We start from the raw sequence: 16343 nt of genomic DNA, 5'->3' as shown, positions 1-16343 counted from the left end.
GGACGGCCCCTCAGCCCTTGCTCTTCGAGGGGTCCTTGAGGCCGATGGTGGCGAAGTCCCACTGGCCGGTCCAGACCGGGTGGCCGAAGGCGCCGGCCACGTTGGTGCCGGCCAGCAGCGGGCGGCGCAGCCAGAGCAGCGGCACGGTGGGCGCCTTCTTCAGCAGGTCGTCGCTGAGCTGCATCCAGGCCTTGTTGGCCTCGGTGACGTCGCTCATCGCGTTGATCTGGTCGATCCGGTCCGAGGTGGCCTGGTCGCGGAACTGCTCGACGTTGCCCTGGTTGCCCTTCTCCTTGATGGTGCGGCCGTCGAAGACCTGGGGCAGGAAGGTGGCACCCGACGGGTAGTCCGGGCACCAGCCGAGGATGGCGAGGTCGGGCGCGTTCTTGGTGTCGCCGATGGTGTCGTAGTAGACCGACGGGTCGGCGGTGGTGATGGTGACCTGGATGCCGACCTTGGCCAGCGACTGCTGGAGCGCCTCGGCCCGGGTCTTGTCACCGGAGGAGACGGTCAGCGAGACCTTGAGGTCGGTCTTGCCGGCGTCCTTGAGCAGTTGCTTGGCCTTCTCCGGGTCGCCGGTCGGGGCGATCTTCAGGGTGTCCTGCTTGGTGCCGCCGGTCAGCGCGGGCGGCAGGTAGGAGGTGGCCACGTCGGCCGTCGCCGGGCCGCCGAACGCCGTGACCTGGGCGTCCCGGTCCACCGCGTACATCAGGGCCTCGCGCACCTTGGGGTCGTCGAACGGCGCCTTGGAGGTGTTGGGGTAGAGCATGTCGGTGCAGCCCTGCTGCTCGGCGATCAGCCGGCTTTTCACGTCCGGCTTCGGCAGCACCTTGGAGATGGACTCCGGGCGCAGCGTCGCCCACTCGATCGTGGAGGCGTCCTCGCCCTCGCTCGCGATGATCCGGTCGTCGATCTGACCGGCCTTGAGCCCCTCGACGACGACGATCTTGTCCGGGTAGGCCTTGCGGACGGGGTCGGTGGACTGGTCCCAGTTGGTGTTGCGGACCAGCGTCAGCTGCTTGCCGCGGTCGTAGGTCTCGATCTTGTACGGGCCGGAGGAGAACGGGCGCAGGTCGTACTGGGTGCCCTTGTCCTGGGCTTGCGGCACCGGGGCGAAGGTCGGCAGCGTCGCGGTGGAGGAGAACTCGGCGACCGGGCGCTTCAGGTGGAAGACGACGGTCTTCTCGTCCGGGGTCTCGATGCTGGCCAGGTGCTCGCCGTTCAGCGGGCCCTTGTAGTTCTCGCCGCCGGCCAGGTACTGCTGGGCGTAGTCGGGGCCGCCGGTGAGGTCCGGGGCGAAGGAGCGCTCGACGTTGTACTTGACGTCGGCGGACTTGATCGGCGTCCCGTCCTCGTACTTGACGCCGTCCTTGAGGGTGAAGGTCCAGGTCTTCCCGCCGTCGGAGGAGCGGCCGAGGTCGGTGGCGAGGTCGGGGACGAGCTCGCTGCCGGCGGCGCCCGGCTCGGCCTTGAAGGTGACCAGGGTGCGGTAGAGCAGCCGGATGCCGAAGTCCATGTTCGGCATGGTCCAGTTGCGGGCCGGGTCGAGGTGGGCGAAGTCCTGGTTGGACAGGACGGTGAGGGTGCCGCCCTTGACCGGGGTGCCACCGACGATCGAACCGGACGCCGCCCCCGGGCCCTTGGTGCTGCCCGCCGCCGCGTCGGCGCCGCTGTCGCTCTTGTCGTTCTTGCAGGCCCCGAGGCCGAGGGTGAGGGTCGCCGCGAGGGCCGCCGCGAGGGCGGCGTGGGTGCGCCTGGTCATGTGCAACTCCGCTGTGGGGGGCCTGCCGTGAAGCCCGTGGTCCGCCCCGGGAGGTGATCCGGGACCCGACCGGGAGGCGACCTTCGAGGTCTGGCCGCTCCGCGGTGTGACCCGTAACATAGTAATGTGAAATTGCACTGCACAAGAGGTGACGCCTCCCGTTACCGAGCTGTGTCCGGGCCACACCACCCCCGCCCCTCCTAGGAGTTCACCGGTGACCCACCGCCAGACCGGCCTCAACACCGGGAGCCACGACCTCCCCGTCTCCCCCGCCCTCGACGCCTTCATGGGCACCCGCTGGGCCGCCACCCCCCTCCCCGCCGACCAGCGCGCCCCCGGCCACGACCGCCTCCCCGGCCGCCACGCCCGCCTCTCCGCCGCCTTCCCCGGCGAACGGCTGATCGTCCCCGCCGGCCGGCTCAAGGTCCGCTGCAACGACCTCGACCACCGCTTCCGCCCGCACAGCGCCTACGCCTGGCTCACCGGCCTCACCGGCGAGGACCAGGCCGACCACGTCCTCGTCCTCGAACCGACCGGCCCCCACGGCCACGAGCCGGTCCTGTACCTGCGCCCCCGCTCCCCCCGCGGGGGGCACGCCAACGGCGCCGAGTTCTACCGCGACCGCCGCTACGGCGAGTTCTGGGTCGGCCGCCGCCCCGACCTCGCCGAAGCCGCCGCGCTCACCGGACTGCGCACCGAACACCTCGACGACCTCGACAAACTCCTCACCGGCCCCCAGCCGCCCACCCGCGTCCTCGCCGGCACCGACCCCCTCGTCGACGAAAGCACCGGACGCCCCGGCGCCCACACCGCACGGGACGGCGAACTCGACGCCGTCCTCGCCGAGTTGCGCCTGGTCAAGGACACCTGGGAGATCGACCAGCTACAACTCGCCGTCGACCACACCGTCACCGGCTTCCAGGACGTCGTCCGCGCCCTGCCCACCGCCCTGCGCCACCCCCGCGGCGAACGCTGGATCGAGGGCGTCTTCGACCTGCGCGCCCGCGCCGAAGGCAACGGCACCAGCTACACCACCATCGCCGCCTCCGGCGCCCACGCCTGCGTCCTGCACTGGATCCGCAACGACGGCGCCCTCGACCCGAACTCCCTGCTCCTGCTGGACGCCGGCGTCGAAACCGACACCCTCTACGCCGCCGACATCACCCGCACCCTCCCGCTCAGCGGCACCTTCACCCCCGTCCAACGGCAGGCCTACGACCTCGTCCTCGCCGCCCAGAGCGCCGGCATCGCCGCGCTACGGCCCGGCGCCCGCTTCCGCGACTTCCACAACGCCGCCATGCGGGTCATCGCCGAAGGCCTCGCCGACTGGGGCGTCCTGCGCATCCCCGCCGAACAGTCCCTCGCCGAGGACAACGGCCTCCACCGCCGCTACACCCTCTGCGGCAGCGGCCACATGCTCGGCCTCGACTACCACGACTGCGCCAGGGCCCGCGCCGACCGCTACCTCGACGGCACCCTGGAAGCCGGCATGGTCCTCACCGTCGAACCCGGCCTCTACCTCCAGCCCGACGACGAAACCCTCCCCCTCGAACTCCGCGGCCTCGGCATCCGCATCGAGGACGACCTCGTCATCACCCCCGACGGCGCCCACCTCATGTCCCACGCCCTCCCCCGCACCGCCCCCGCCATCGAATCCTGGATGGCGAGCCTGCTGGACTGAACCGTTCGAACCGGGCGGACGATCAAGCCACCTTGATCGTCCGCTCCCCCTGCCGGACGGCCACCTCGACCTCCCCGCCGATCGCGGCGGCGTACGCCCTCAGGTTGTCCAGGCTGTCCACCTGCCCGTGCTCGATCTGCGACACCCGCGCCTGACTCACCCCCATCAGCGCGGCCACCTCCTTCTGCGTCAGCCCGGCCGCCTTCCGCAGCTCGGCCAGCTCATACCCACGGATCCGCGCCAGCGTCTCCTGCCGGATCCGCGCCCGCTCAGCCTCCGCCTCCGGCGTCGCCAACGCGGGGTTGAGACGCTGCGCCTCGGCCCACACCTCGGTCCAACTACGGCCTTTCATGCGCGCGCTCCCTAGTCCTTCTCGTTGACGTACTGCTCATAGCGGGCTTCTGCCAGCGGGATGTTGACGTCGTACCAACGGGACCACTCCCCGTTCTTGTCGCCGGCGACCAGGATGATCGCCTCCCGCTCGGCGTCGAAGACGAAGAGCATCCGAATCTCGGACTGCCCGGCCGAGCCAGGCCTGAGTTCCTTGAGGTTGTGCAGTTTGCTCCCCTGGATCCTGTCGACCATCGGGCGCCTGAGCAGCGGCCCTCTCCGGGCGAGCAGCGTGACCGCGTCAGCAATCTGGTTGGCGGTGTCCGGATCCTTGACGCAGATGTCCAGGAACCAGTCGTTCACTGGACCAACGAGTGTGATCTCCCACATGGGGCAAAATTAAGTTGTCCCTTATACGTTACCGCGCGCTTTCCGGCCTAATCCACCCCTGCGAGGGACAACACGCCCCGACCTCGCGCGCGCCGGGCGCACTACCCCCGCGCGGACCGCCACAGCTCCGCGATCAGGTCCGCCGCCGGGCCCGTGCGGGCGAGGTGGTGGGCGGTGCCGGCCCAGAGGTGCATGGACTGGAGGTCGGCGCGGCGGGTCGCGGCGGCGCGCAGCGGCTGGGTGAGGTGGTGCACCTCGGGGTAGGCGGGCGGGGCGTACGGGCCGTGGCGGTCGATGAAGGCGTTGCGCAGGCCGCGGGCCGGGCGGCCGGTGAAGGCCCGGGTGACGGCCGTCTCCGGGAGTTCGGTGAGCGCCGCCCGGTGCGCGGCCGAGGTCCCGGACTCGTCGGCGCGCAGCAGGGCCGTCCCCAGCTGCACCGCCGCCGCCCCGGCCCGCAGCGCCGCCGCCACCGCCGGTCCGTCGCCCAGCCCGCCGGCCGCGATCAGCGGCAGCGCCGTCACCGCCCGGACGGCGGGCAGCAGCTCCAGCAGCGGGACGTCGCCGGGCTCGTCCCCGATCCGGTGGGTGGCGCGGTGCCCGCCGGCCTCCGGGCCCTGCACGCACAGCGCGTCCATCCCGACCGCCTCCGCCGCCCGCGCCTCCGCGGGCGTGGTGACGGTGCCGACCTGGAACGACCCGGCCGCGCGGACCGCCGCCGCCTCCTGCGGCGTCGGCAGGCCGAAGGTGTACGAGACCACCGGGACCGGGTCCGCCAGCAGCACGGCGAGCTTGGCCTCCCAGTCGTCCCGGTCCGGCCCGATCTCCTCGGGCAGCGCCACGCCCCACCGTTCGGCCTCGGGCCGCAGCCGCTCCCGGTAGGCGGCGACGGCCGCCGGATCGCCGGGCGGGGCCGGGACGAACAGGTTCACGCCGAACGGCCCACCGGTCAACTCCCTGACCAGCGCGACCTGTTCGGCCATCGCGGCGGCGCTCCGGTACCCGGCGGCGAGGAACCCCAGCCCGCCGGCCCGGTTCACCGCCGCCACCAGCTCCGGGGTGGACGCCCCGCCCGCCATCGGCGCGCCGATCACCGGCACGGAAAGTTCATCGAGACGGACGGCCATCGGGGTCCTCCACTCCGGGATACGGTTCGAACCCGGCCCACCCTACGCTCAGCGGATCAGCCCCCGCCCGCGCGCCGCCCGCACCGCCGCCGTCCGCGAGTCCACCGCCAACTTGGTGTAGACGTGCACCAGATGGGACTTCACCGTGGCCTGGCTCAGGTGCAGCCGCTGGCTGATCTGCTGGTTGGTCAGCCCGTCCGCGACCAGCCCCAGCACCTCGGTCTCCCGCGCGCTGAGCGCCGCCGACGGCGTCCGCATCCGTTCCAGCAACCGGTCGGCGACGCTCGGCGCCAGCGCCGAGCGGCCCGCGGCGGCCGCCCGGACGGCTTGGGCCAGTTCCTCCGGCGGGGCGTCCTTGAGCAGGTAGCCGGTGGCGCCGGCCTCCAGCGCGGGCAGGGTGTCGGCGTCGGTTTCGTAGGTGGTGACGACGAGGACCCGGGGCGCGCCCGGCCGGGCGGTGATCGCGGCGGTCCCCTGGGCGCCGTTCATGGCCGAGCCGGGCCCGAACTGGAGGTCCATCAGCACCACGTCGATCCCGCCCGCCGCGGCCAGTTCGACGGCCCGTTCGGCGGTCGCGGCCTCGGCAACGATGGTGAAGTCCGGCTCGCCCTCCAGGACGGCCCGCAGCCCGGCCCGCACCACCGGGTGGTCGTCCGCCAGCAGCAGCCGGATCACCGTGCCGCTCCCGCGCCCGCCGTCACTGCGCTCGTTCACGGTCCGCTCTCCCTCGTTCCGCCCGTTCACGCCCCGCCCTCCGTCACCGGCAGCTGCACCGCGAGCGCCGTGCCCCCGCCGGGCGCCGACTCCACCGTGAAGGTGCCGCCGAGCGCCCGCGCCCGGGCCCGCATCGACGGCAGCCCGAACCCGCCGTCCCCTCCGCTGCGCCCGGCGACCGCCACCGGGTCGAATCCGGCCCCGTCGTCGAACACGTCCAGCGCCACCTCGCCCTCCATGTAGCTGAGCGTCACCTCGGCGTGCGAGGCGTGCGCGTGCCGGACGGTGTTGCCGAGCGCGGACTGCGCGATCCGCAGCAGCGCGACCTCCTGCGGCACCGGCAGCCGTACCGGGTCCCCGGAGACGTGCAGTTTCACCGGCAGGCCGCTGTGCGCCGCCGTGGTGGCGCACAGCCGTTCCAGCGCGACCGGCAGCGGGTCGCCGTCGAGCGCGGGCGGGGTGAGCGCGCGGACGAACCGCCGGGCCTCGTCCAGGTTGTCCTGGGCGGCCTGCCGGGCCTGCTCGACGTACCCGGAGGCGGCCTCGGTGCGTTCCGGCAGGGCCCGCTGGGCGGCCCGCAGCAGCAGCTGGATGGAGCTGAGGCTCTGCGCGAGGGTGTCGTGGATCTCCCGGGCGAGGCGCTCGCGTTCGGCGAGCACCCCGGCGGTGTGGTGGGCGGCCGCGGCGTCGGCGCGGGCGGCGGTGAGTTCGTCGATCAGCCGGCGGCGCTCCTCGCTCTCCCGGTACAGCGCCTGGTAGCCGAGCACGGTGGCGGTGGCGACGGCCGCGCCGAGCGCGGGGCCGATCGCGGCGGGCAGGCTGAAGGTGTGCTGGTGCCAGGACCAGGCGGCGATGGCGGTGGCGGCGGTCAGCCCGACGGCGGTGAGGCCGCCGCGCCGCCCGAGCAGGTGCAGTTCCAGGAAGTACAGCGGGAACGCCAGCCACACCCCGTCCTGGGTGGCGATCAGCACGCCCACCCAGGTGACCCCGAGCAGCGCCAGCCACAGCGCGGCGGCCCGGCGCGAGCGGCGGACGGCGGCCAGCCGGGGGCCCACGGCGTACACGGCGGCCATCGCGGTGGCCGCGGCGGCGACGGGCAGCGGGTCGCCGTCCCGGCCGACGGCGGCGCGGGCGACGGCCAGGGCGAGCAGGCCCGCCACGAGCAGGTGCAGGCAGACCTGGAGGACGCGGGCGACGGGGGTGGTGCGGGATCGTTCGGTCGCCATCCGTCCAGCCTAGGTTCCGGATCGGGCCCCGGCATCAATCAAAAGGTTGAACTCCGCTTCTGCCCTTTGATGCCGAGGATGCAATCCGCGGTGCGATGCCCGCGGGGCCCCTTCTCCGGGACGGTGGAAGCGTCGGAAACACTCGTTCAGCAGGAAGGCCCACCGTGTTCGTCGCCTGGAGGGATCTGGGGTTCGCCAAGGGGCGGTTCGCCCTGATGGGGACCGTCATCGTGCTGATCACCGTACTGGTCGGTCTGCTGTCCGGACTGACCGCCGGACTCGGCCGGCAGAACATCTCCGCGATCACCGGCCTGCCCGCCGACCACCTGGTGTTCGGTGAGCCCGCCGACGGGCAGAAGCTGTCCTTCACCGACTCCCAGGTCACCCCCGAGCAGTGGCAGGCCTGGGCGGCCGAGCCGGGCGTCACCTCCGCCCAGCCGCTGGGCATCACCACCACCAAGGCCGCCGCCGGCACCCGCACCACGGCGCTGTCCGCCTTCGGCGTCCCGGACGGCTCCGCGCTGGCCCCGCAGGGTGCCCGGATCGCCCCCGGCCAGGCCGTCCTGTCGAAGACCGCCGCCAAGAACCTGGGCGACCTCGCCCCCGGCGCCGACCTCACCCTGGCCGGCCACCGCCTCCGGGTCGCGGCCGTCGACGGCGACGCCGCGTACAGCCACACCCCGGTGATCTGGACCAGCCTCACCGACTGGCAGCAGGCCGTCCCCGGCGGCGCCGGCCACGCGACCGTCATCGTGCTCACCACCGCCAAGGGCGCCGACCTGCACGGCGCCGACGCCCGCCACGGCACCGAGACCCGCACCCGCGACGACGCCCTCGCCGCGATCGGCTCCTACACCTCCGAGAACGGCTCGCTCCAGCTGATGCGCGGCTTCCTGTTCGCCATCTCGGCCCTGGTGATCGGCGCCTTCTTCACCGTCTGGACGATCCAGCGCAGCGGCGACGTCGCGGTGCTCAAGGCCCTCGGCGCCTCCACCCGCTACCTGCTGCGCGACGCCCTCGGCCAGGCCGTCCTGCTGCTGGTGCTCGGCACCGCCGCCGGCACCGCGCTCGCCCTGGGCGCCGGCGCGCTGATCGGCTCCGCCGTCCCCTTCGTCCTCGACGCCCCGACCCTGCTGCTGCCCGCCGCCGTCATGATCGCGCTCGGCGCGGTCGGCGCCGCCCTGTCCATCCGCCGGATCACCTCCGTCGACCCGCTGACCGCCCTGGGGAGTGCCCGATGAGCCTGACCCTCGACCGCATCACCCTCACCTACCCGGACGGCGACGGCCGGCTCACGGCGCTGGACGACGTGTCGCTGACCGTCCCCAAGGGCTCGATCACGGCCGTCGTCGGCCCGTCCGGCTCCGGCAAGTCCAGCCTGCTGGCGGTCGCCGCCACCCTGATCACCCCGGACACCGGCCAGGTCGTGGTGGACGGCACCGACACCACCGGCCTCGGCCGCGCCGAACTCACCGCGCTGCGCCGCACCCGGATCGGCATCGTCTTCCAGCAGGCCAACCTGCTGCCCTCGCTCACCGCCGTCGAACAGCTCCAGGTGATGGCCCACCTGGACGGCCGCTCCCCGCGCACCGCCCTCCCCCGGGCCCTGGACCTGCTGGCCGCCGTCGGCCTGCGCGACCAGGCCGCCCGCCGCCCGCACCAGCTCTCCGGCGGTCAGCGCCAGCGCGTCAACATCGCCCGCGCGCTGATGAACGACCCCACCGTCCTGCTGATCGACGAACCCACCAGCGCCCTCGACCACGAACGCGGCGCCGCCGTCCTCGACCTCATCACCGACCTCACCCACCGCCGCGCCACCGCCACCGTCCTGGTCACCCACGACCGCACCCACCTGACGGCCGTCGACCAGATCGCCGAAGTCCACGACGGCCGCCTGACAGTGCCGGCAGCGGCCTGAGCTACTTCTTCGCCGCCAGCACGTCGTCCACCGACAGCGTCACCGACGCCCCGATCGACTCCGGCAGGGTGAACGACTGCCCCGGATGGTGGACGGCGTGCACGCGGTACTCGCCCTCCTGTGGGTCAGTGAGCACCATGACCCGCTGGTTCGTCCGGTCCACGATCACGTAGACGGGTACTCCAGCGGCGGCATAGACGAAGGGCTTCCGCTTCAGGTCGTCGCTGATGTTGGACGACGTGACCTCCAACACGAGCCGGAAGACCGCCGGGTCGTAACAGTTGTACTCGATCAAGTGGTCATCGATGTCGGCATCGACGATCGCCAGGTCGGGAACGGCGTAGTCCGACGGCCCATCCGGCAGCCAGATGCCAACGCCCTGAATGACGTCGACCTCATCCCCGTCGAGGCCGGCGGCGAACAGCGCACGCATGAGGCGACTCAGCGACTTGCCGTGCGAAGCATTCGGAGGCGGCGTCACGGTGATCTGGCTCCCGACGATCTCGACCCGGTGCCCGGCGAACTGGTTGGAGATCAGCTCGGCGACTTCGAGCAGCGTCGGCTGCTCGATGGGCTCTTCCACTGCTGCGGCGGACATGGATTTCCTCCTGGCTGCCGATGTCGAGAACATCATCGTAGGGCGCGAACGCATTCCGCCGCCCGATCCCCAGTCTTCACCCGAACGGGCGGTTTAGCCCCGGCTGCCCCTACCGCGCCCGCAGCTTCAGCGCCGGGCGGGCCTCCTCCGCCGCCTCGTCCTGCCCCGCCCACAGCGAGCGGACGTGGCTGAGGTGGCGGGTCATGCAGGCCTCGGCCGCCTCGGCGTCGCCGGCCAGCATGAGGTCGAGCAGTTCCAGGTGCTCCTCCGCCGAGGAGGTCAGCTCGCCGCGCTCGTCGAGCCGGTTGAGGCCGTACAGCCGCGAGCGCTTCCGCAGGTCGCTGACGACGTCGACCAGCCGGGCGTTGCCGGCCAGCCCCAGCAGGTCGAGGTGGAACTGCCGGTCGGCCTCCAGGTATCCGATGAGGTCGTGCTTGCGCGCGGCCGCGACGATCTCCTCGGCCTGCGGGCGCAGCCGCTCCAGTTGCTCCTTGGTCGCCGTGCGCGTCACCCGGCCGACGGTGGGGACCTCGATCAGGGCGCGGATCTCGGTGTAGTCGTCGAGGTCACGCTCGGTGAGCTCGGTGACCCGGAAGCCCTTGTTGCGGACGGCCTCGACGAGGCCTTCGCGGGCGAGGTCGAGCATGGCCTCGCGGACGGGGGTGGCGGAGACGCCGAAGTCGGCGGCGAGCGCGGGTGCGGAGTAGACGACGCCGGGGCGCAGTTCGCCGGAGATCAGGGCCGCCCGGAGCGCGTGGGCGACCTGGTCGCGAAGCCGCTCCTGTACGGAGATCAGGGTGCGGGGTTTGAGGTCGGCCATGGTGTTCCTCCGGGTGGGTGCAGAACACCAGCGTACAATGTCACGTTACGTTGAGTGCGCAACATTTCGTGATTCGGACACCTGCCCTCCGGCCGCGCCGACCCTGGCAGCCGGGAGCGCCCGGCACCTACCCCCGCCGGTACACCTCCGCCGCGACCGCCAGGTCCTCCCACGCCATGCCGACGCTCTTGAAGAACCGCGGCCGCCCCGCCGGCACCAGCGCGTCGCCGCGCACCAGCTCGGCCAGGTTCCACAGCTGCCGGCCGGCCACCCCCGCCATGATCAGGTCGCCGGCCTCGCGCGCCGCCACCGTCCGCGCCTCCACGTATAGTTCGGCCCGCCCGACCAGCACCTCGTCCACCTCCCGCGCGTCGGGCTCGTGCGAGCCGACGGCCGCGACGGCGGCGTGCTCGGGCACCAAGGCGCCGTCGAACAGCGGCGTGCGCGCGGTGGTGCAGCAGACCACCAGGTCCGCTTCGGCGACGGCCTCCGGCCCGCCGACCCCGGCCGCCAGCCCGAGGCCGCGCCCGTACGCGGCGAGGGCCCCGGCCCGTCCGGCGTCCCGCGCCACCACGGTGAGCCTGGTCAGCGGCCGGACGGCCAGCAGCGCGTCCAGGTGCCCGTACGCCTGCGGCCCGGAGCCGAACAGCACCAGGTGTTCGGCGTCCGGCGCGGCCAGCCGGCGCAGCGCGACGGCGGTGACGGCGGGTGTGCGCAGCGCGGTGAGCGCGGCGCCGTCGAGCAGGGCGAGCGGCTGCAGGGTGGGCCCGTCGAGCAGCAGGTAGCTGCCGGTGATCCGGGGCAGGCCCCGGCCGGGGTTGGCGGGCGCGACCCCGGCGATCTTCACCCCGGCGTACGGGCCGGCGGCGGCCGGCATCATCAGCAGTTCGCCGGCCGGGACGGGGACGGCCGAGCGGGCCGGTGCCGGCTCCGGGTCGAACCCGTCGAGCAGCACCCGCTCGATCGCCGCCACCGCGGCCGCGGGCCCGACCCCGCCAACGCCCGGCACGGCGTACTGGAGCGGCTCAGCCGCCGTACCGGGCGGCACAAGAGGCGGCACATGAGACGACGCATGAGGCGGCGCAGCAGGGTCCGCAGGCGGGTTCGCAGGAGCGGTCACAGCAGGAACCCCGCCCCCAGGTCGTCGTCCGGTTCCAGGACGAACGCGTGCTCGCCAGTGCGGTGGGCGCTGCCGGTGACCTCGGTGACGACGCCGCCGTCCAGCGGGTCGCCGCCGGGCAGGACGCGGCCGGTGAAGACCGTCCCGATGACGGACTCGTGCCGCAGTTCCTCCCCCGGCGCGAGCCGGCCCTCGGCGGCGAGGACGGCGAGCCGGGCGGAGGTCCCGGAGCCGCAGGGCGAGCGGTCGATCTGCCCGTCCGCGAAGACGGTGACGTTCCGTTGGTTCAACACGCCGTCCTCCGAGACGAGTTCGTCGAACAGGATGACCCCGTACACGCCCGACAGCAGCGGGTCGCTCGGGTGCGCCACCGCCGCCGCGCCGGCCAGCAGCTCCCTGATCTCCCGCCCGGCGGCGGTGAGTTCGGGCAGCTGCGCGGGCTCGACCGCGAGGCCGAGGGCGGCCGCCGGCACCGAGGCGTAGCAGGCGCCCGCGTGCGCCACCGCGACCTCCACGGTGCCCCGCGAAGTGGCCAGCGGCAACTTCAGGGCGGCGACCCGGGTGGGCACGTTGCGGAAGGTGACGCCGGTGGTCCGCCCGCCGGCCCGGTGCACCAGCGCGGTGACCCGGCCGGACGGCACGTCGATCCGCACCCGGGCCACGCCGTCGGCGGGGGCCGCGACCCGCCCGGAGTCCACCGCCCAGGCGCCGAGCGCGATGGTGCCGTGCCCGCAGGCCGTCGAGTAGCCGTCCTTGTGCCAGAACAGCACCCCGAAGTGCGCCTCGTCGTCGTCCGGCGGCACCAGGAACCCGCCGTACATCCCGGCGTGGCCGCGCGGTTCGCGGCTGAGCAGCTGCCGGGCGTCGTCCAGCGCGCTCGGCCGGGGCGCGGTCGCGCTGCCGCCGGCGCCGAGTGCGATGGCCCGCCGTTCGGCGACGCTGTCGCCGGGGATCGCGGGCACGCCGTCCAGCACGATCCGGAACGGCTCACCGGCCGCGTGGTAGTCGACGGTGCGGACGAGCATCACGCGCCCCCGCCCGGCAGCAGGCTGACCGTGCGGCTGACGGTGTAGAAGTCCAGCGCCGCCTGGCCCTGTTCCCGCTCGCCGTGGGCGGCGCCCTTGGCGCCGCCGAACGGCAGGTGGAAGTCGACGCCGCTGGACGGCGCGTTGACCCGGATCATGCCCGCGTCCAGCCGGTCGGCGGCGGCGAGCGCCACGTCCAGGCTGCGGGTGTGCACGGAGGTGGAGAGGCTGTGCGGGGTGTCGTTGGCGAGCGCGATCGCCTCGTCGAGGTCGGCCGCGGCGTGCAGCAGCGCGATCGGGCCGAAGAACTCCTCGCGGGCCAGCGGGTGTTCGGCCGGCACGTCGGTGAGCAGGGCCGGTTCGAGGTACCAGCCGTCCCGCTCGGGTGCCCGGCCGCCGGTGAGCAGGGTGGCCCCGGCGGCGACGGCCGAGTCGACGGCGACCGTCAGCCGGTCCCGGGCGGCGGCGTTGATGACCGGCCCGCAGGCCGTGTCGTCGACCAGTTCCAGCGCCTTGACCAGGGCGTCGCGCAGCGGCTCGTACGCGGCGCCGACCGCGATCACCCGGCTGGTGGCGGTGCACTTCTGCCCCGCGTACCCGGCGATGGCGGCGGCGAGGTGGGCGGCGGCCTGCGCGAGGTCGGCATCCGGCAGCACCAGCGCGGCGTTCAGCCCGCCGAGTTCGGCCTGCACCGGCACGCCACGCTCGGTGGCGGCCCGCACCACGGCCCGGCCGACGCCGGTCGAGCCGGTGAAGGAGACCACGTCGGCCGTGTCGACCAGCGCCGCGCCCTCCTCGGCGCCGCCCGGCAGCACGGTGAACACGTCCTCCGGCAGCCCGGCCCCGGCGGCCAGTTCGGCCAGCCGCAGCGCGCAGGCGGTCGCCTCGGGCGCCGGCTTGAGCACTGCGGTGTTGCCGACCGCCAGCGCCGGCGCGGCCTTCCAGGTGGGGATCGCCAGCGGGAAGTTCCACGGCGCGATCAGCCCGGCGACGCCGTACGGGCGGCGCCGGGTGAGCAGCAGCCCGGGCCCGGCGGCGGTCTCGTGCACCGCCCCGGACGGCGCGAACGGCGCCTGCGCGTAGTAGCGCCAGATCGCCGCGGTGCGGGCGACTTCGCCGCGTGCCTCGGCGAGCGGCTTGCCGACCTCGCGCACGATCAGCCCGGCCAGTTCGTCCGCGTGTGCCTCGACCGCTTCGGCGATCCGGCCGAGCGCCGCGGACCGGGCGCCCGCGCCGGCCGCGAGCCAGCCGGGCTGGGCGGCCCGGGCCCGGGCGACGGCGGCCCGGACGGCTTCGGCGCCGGGTTCCTCGACGGCGACGACGAGGTCCGCGGGGTCGGCGGGGTTGTACGAGGTGATGGTCACGACCAGCAGCCCTTCGAAGGTGGTTCAGCGGACGTCTGAGCGGGCCCCTCCCCCGAGGCCGGCTCCTCTTTCAAACGGCTTCAGACAGCTTCAAACCGCTTCAGACAGCTCTACAGCAGGAACCCGGCCGGGAACGGGTCCCGCGGGTCGAGGAAGTACTGGGCGGTGCCGGTGACCCAGGCCCGCCCGGTGACGGTGGGCACCACGGCGGGCCGCCCGGCCACCTCGGTCTCCTCGACCAGGCGCCCGATGAAGGTCGTCCCGATGAAGGAGTCGTTGCGGAAGTCGCGCCCCAGCGGCAGTTCGCCGCGCGCGTGCAGCTGCGCCATCCGGGCCGAGGTGCCAGTGCCGCAGGGCGAGCGGTCGAACCAGCCGGGGTGGATGGCCATCGCGTGCCGGGAGTGTTCGGCGGTGGAGCCGGGGGCGAGCAGCTGGACGTGGTGGCAGCCGTGGATGGACGGGTCCTCCGGGTGCACCGGGCGGTCGGGGCTCGCGTTGATGGCGGCCATCAGGGCCAGTCCGGCCTCCAGGATGTCCTGCTTGCGCTCGCGCTCGAAGGGCAGCCCGAACTCGGCGAGCGGCAGGATGGCGTAGAAGTTGCCGCCGTACGCCAGGTCGTAGCCGATCGTGCCGTACCCGGGCACCTCGATCTTGGCGTCCAGCGCGGCCGAGTAGGACGGCACGTTGCGGATGGTCACCGCGGTGGCGGCGCCGTCCTCGACCCGCACCTCGGCGATCACCAGTCCGGCGGGCGTGTCCAGCCGCACCGTGGTGACCGGCTCGACCACCGGCACCATGCCGGTCTCGACCAGCACGGTGGCGACGCCGATGGTGCCGTGGCCGCACATCGGCAGCAGGCCGGAGACCTCGATGTAGAGCACGCCGAAGTCGGCGTCGGGCCGGGTCGGCGGCTGAAGGATGGCGCCGCTCATCGCGGCGTGGCCGCGCGGCTCGTACATCAGCAGGGTGCGGAAGTGGTCCAGGTGCTGCTGGAAGTGCACCCGGCGCTCGGCCATGGTGGCGCCGGGGATGACGCCGAAGCCGCCGGTGATGACCCGGGTCGGCATGCCCTCGGTGTGCGAGTCGACGGCGTGGAACACGTGACGGCTGCGCATGGCTCTGACGACTCCCGTCGGAGTGGGCGTACGGAGGTGGTGACCGTACGCCGGATCGGGTGGGTGGGGCCGGGCCGGCTGCCCCCTCAGCCGGCCCTGGTGACGAAGTCTCCCGGTTAGGCCAGGCCCTCGGCCAGCGCCTTCTCGGTGGCCGCGCGAACGGCCGCCTCGATGTCCGGGGTCAGCGGCTGGCGCGGCGGGCGGACGGGGCCGCCGGGGCGCCCGGCGATGTCCATGGACAGCTTGATGGCCTGGACGAACTCGGTCTTGGAGTCCCAGCGCAGCAGCGAGTGCAGCGACTTGTACAGCGGCAGCGCGGTGTCCAGCTCGTGCGCCACGGCGGCCCGGTACAGTGCGACGCTGGCCTCCGGCAGGGCGTTCGGGTAGCCGGCGATCCAGCCGACCGCGCCGGCCAGCGCCAGCTCCAGCAGCACGTCGTCGGCGCCGATCAGCAGGTCCAGCCCGGGGGCCAGCTCGGCGATCTCGTAGGCCCGGCGGACGTCGCCGCTGAACTCCTTGACCGCGACGATCGAGCCCTCGCCGTGCAGTTGGGCGAGCAGCGCGGGGACGAGGTCGACCTTGGTGTCGATCGGGTTGTTGTACGCGACGACGGGCAGTCCGGCCTTGGCCACGTCGGCGTAGTGCGCCCGGACGGACGCGTGGTCGGCCCGGAAGGCGTTCGGCGGCAGCAGGAGCACGGAGCCGGCGCCGGCCTCGGCGGCCTGCTCGGCCCAGCGGCGGGACTCGGCGCTGCCGTAGGCGGCCACGCCGGGCATCACCCGGGAGCCGTCGCCGGCCGCCTCGACGGCCACCTCGACGACGCGGGCGCGCTCCTCGGCGGTGAGCGTCTGGTACTCGCCCAGCGAGCCGTTGGGGACGACGCCGTCGCAGCCGGACTCGATCAGCCAGCGGACGTGCTCGGCGTACGCGTCGTAGTCGACGGAGAGGTCCGGGCGCAGCGGGATCGTGGTGGCGACCATGATGCCGCGCCAGGGCCGGGCGGTGTCGTGTGGGGTGTTGGACACGATGAGCTCCTTGGTGAGGTGTGACATTTTATTAGAGGAGACGGGGCCGGGACAAAAATACCCCCCCCCCCACAAACCACCACGGACTACGGCTAATAAACAAAACAAGACCCCCCAACCCCCAGCAAAAA

General features: G+C 73.5%; 16 protein-coding genes. 3 read left to right on the top strand and 13 right to left on the bottom strand.

All coding sequences use genetic code 11. From position 1 onward, the window contains the following. Window positions 1-10 precede the first annotated feature (10 nt). On the bottom strand, window positions 11-1762 hold the full coding sequence (locus ACFV61_RS13465) for an ABC transporter substrate-binding protein (RefSeq protein WP_380491685.1): 1752 nt from the start codon (window positions 1760-1762) through the stop codon (window positions 11-13). 214 nt (window positions 1763-1976) lie between these two features. Between ACFV61_RS13465 and ACFV61_RS13460 the strand changes: the two genes are divergently transcribed. Beyond that, the gene (locus ACFV61_RS13460) at window positions 1977-3443 is read left to right on the top strand and encodes an aminopeptidase P family protein (RefSeq protein WP_380491683.1); all 1467 of its coding nucleotides are present in this window, start codon (window positions 1977-1979) and stop codon (window positions 3441-3443) included. A gap of 22 nt (window positions 3444-3465) precedes the next feature. Here ACFV61_RS13460 and ACFV61_RS13455 read toward each other — a convergent pair whose 3' ends face one another. The 5 genes from ACFV61_RS13455 to ACFV61_RS13435 all read right to left on the bottom strand — a co-directional run bounded on the left by ACFV61_RS13455 (window position 3466) and on the right by ACFV61_RS13435 (window position 7227). Then, window positions 3466-3795, bottom strand: a complete 330-nt coding sequence (locus ACFV61_RS13455; RefSeq protein WP_363377942.1) for a helix-turn-helix domain-containing protein — start codon at window positions 3793-3795, stop codon at window positions 3466-3468. Between the two features lie 11 nt (window positions 3796-3806). After that, on the bottom strand, window positions 3807-4163 hold the full coding sequence (locus tag ACFV61_RS13450; protein WP_380491680.1) for a type II toxin-antitoxin system RelE/ParE family toxin: 357 nt from the start codon (window positions 4161-4163) through the stop codon (window positions 3807-3809). A gap of 101 nt (window positions 4164-4264) precedes the next feature. Further along, the gene (locus tag ACFV61_RS13445; protein ID WP_380491678.1) at window positions 4265-5287 is read right to left on the bottom strand and encodes a nitronate monooxygenase; all 1023 of its coding nucleotides are present in this window, start codon (window positions 5285-5287) and stop codon (window positions 4265-4267) included. A gap of 48 nt (window positions 5288-5335) precedes the next feature. Beyond that, complete coding sequence (locus ACFV61_RS13440; RefSeq protein WP_380491676.1) at window positions 5336-6001, bottom strand: response regulator; 666 nt, start codon at window positions 5999-6001, stop codon at window positions 5336-5338. A gap of 26 nt (window positions 6002-6027) precedes the next feature. Further along, window positions 6028-7227, bottom strand: a complete 1200-nt coding sequence (locus tag ACFV61_RS13435; protein WP_063346893.1) for a sensor histidine kinase — start codon at window positions 7225-7227, stop codon at window positions 6028-6030. Between the two features lie 164 nt (window positions 7228-7391). On the opposite strand from ACFV61_RS13435, the gene ACFV61_RS13430 reads away from it, so the two are divergent. Both ACFV61_RS13430 and ACFV61_RS13425 read left to right on the top strand, forming a co-directional pair. Continuing rightward, the gene (locus tag ACFV61_RS13430; protein ID WP_380491674.1) at window positions 7392-8468 is read left to right on the top strand and encodes an ABC transporter permease; all 1077 of its coding nucleotides are present in this window, start codon (window positions 7392-7394) and stop codon (window positions 8466-8468) included. Next, window positions 8465-9145 (top strand): ABC transporter ATP-binding protein, encoded by a 681-nt coding sequence (locus ACFV61_RS13425; protein WP_380482201.1) that lies wholly within the window; start codon window positions 8465-8467, stop codon window positions 9143-9145. The genes ACFV61_RS13430 and ACFV61_RS13425 overlap by 4 nt, the downstream gene beginning before the upstream one ends. Before the next feature lies 1 nt (window position 9146). Here ACFV61_RS13425 and ACFV61_RS13420 read toward each other — a convergent pair whose 3' ends face one another. From ACFV61_RS13420 to ACFV61_RS13390, 7 genes are all read right to left on the bottom strand, one after another. After that, window positions 9147-9743 (bottom strand): Uma2 family endonuclease, encoded by a 597-nt coding sequence (locus ACFV61_RS13420; RefSeq protein WP_380345042.1) that lies wholly within the window; start codon window positions 9741-9743, stop codon window positions 9147-9149. A 109-nt stretch (window positions 9744-9852) separates the two neighbouring features. Next, window positions 9853-10563, bottom strand: a complete 711-nt coding sequence (locus ACFV61_RS13415; RefSeq protein WP_063346897.1) for a GntR family transcriptional regulator — start codon at window positions 10561-10563, stop codon at window positions 9853-9855. Between the two features lie 127 nt (window positions 10564-10690). Then, window positions 10691-11572 carry an ornithine cyclodeaminase family protein gene (locus tag ACFV61_RS13410; RefSeq protein WP_380376182.1) on the bottom strand — a complete coding sequence of 294 codons (882 nt, stop codon included), beginning with the start codon at window positions 11570-11572 and terminating at the stop codon, window positions 10691-10693. 107 nt (window positions 11573-11679) lie between these two features. Then, window positions 11680-12708, bottom strand: a complete 1029-nt coding sequence (locus tag ACFV61_RS13405; RefSeq protein WP_363377959.1) for a proline racemase family protein — start codon at window positions 12706-12708, stop codon at window positions 11680-11682. Continuing rightward, window positions 12708-14078, bottom strand: coding sequence for an aldehyde dehydrogenase family protein (locus ACFV61_RS13400; RefSeq protein WP_380491722.1), 1371 nt, complete (start codon window positions 14076-14078; stop codon window positions 12708-12710). The genes ACFV61_RS13405 and ACFV61_RS13400 overlap by 1 nt, the downstream gene beginning before the upstream one ends. A gap of 104 nt (window positions 14079-14182) precedes the next feature. Then, the gene (locus tag ACFV61_RS13395) at window positions 14183-15187 is read right to left on the bottom strand and encodes a proline racemase family protein (protein ID WP_063346900.1); all 1005 of its coding nucleotides are present in this window, start codon (window positions 15185-15187) and stop codon (window positions 14183-14185) included. A gap of 116 nt (window positions 15188-15303) precedes the next feature. Next, a complete protein-coding gene (locus tag ACFV61_RS13390; RefSeq protein WP_380345070.1) occupies window positions 15304-16167 on the bottom strand; it encodes a dihydrodipicolinate synthase family protein in 864 nt (287 codons plus the stop codon). Window positions 16168-16343 lie beyond the last annotated feature (176 nt).

Origin of the sequence: Kitasatospora sp. NPDC059817 (assembly GCF_042731835.1) — a bacterium.
Taxonomy (GTDB): Bacteria; Actinomycetota; Actinomycetes; order Streptomycetales; family Streptomycetaceae; genus Kitasatospora.
The sequence above is the reverse complement of the archived record's forward strand: the minus strand, read 5'-3'. Positions and strand labels throughout refer to the sequence as shown.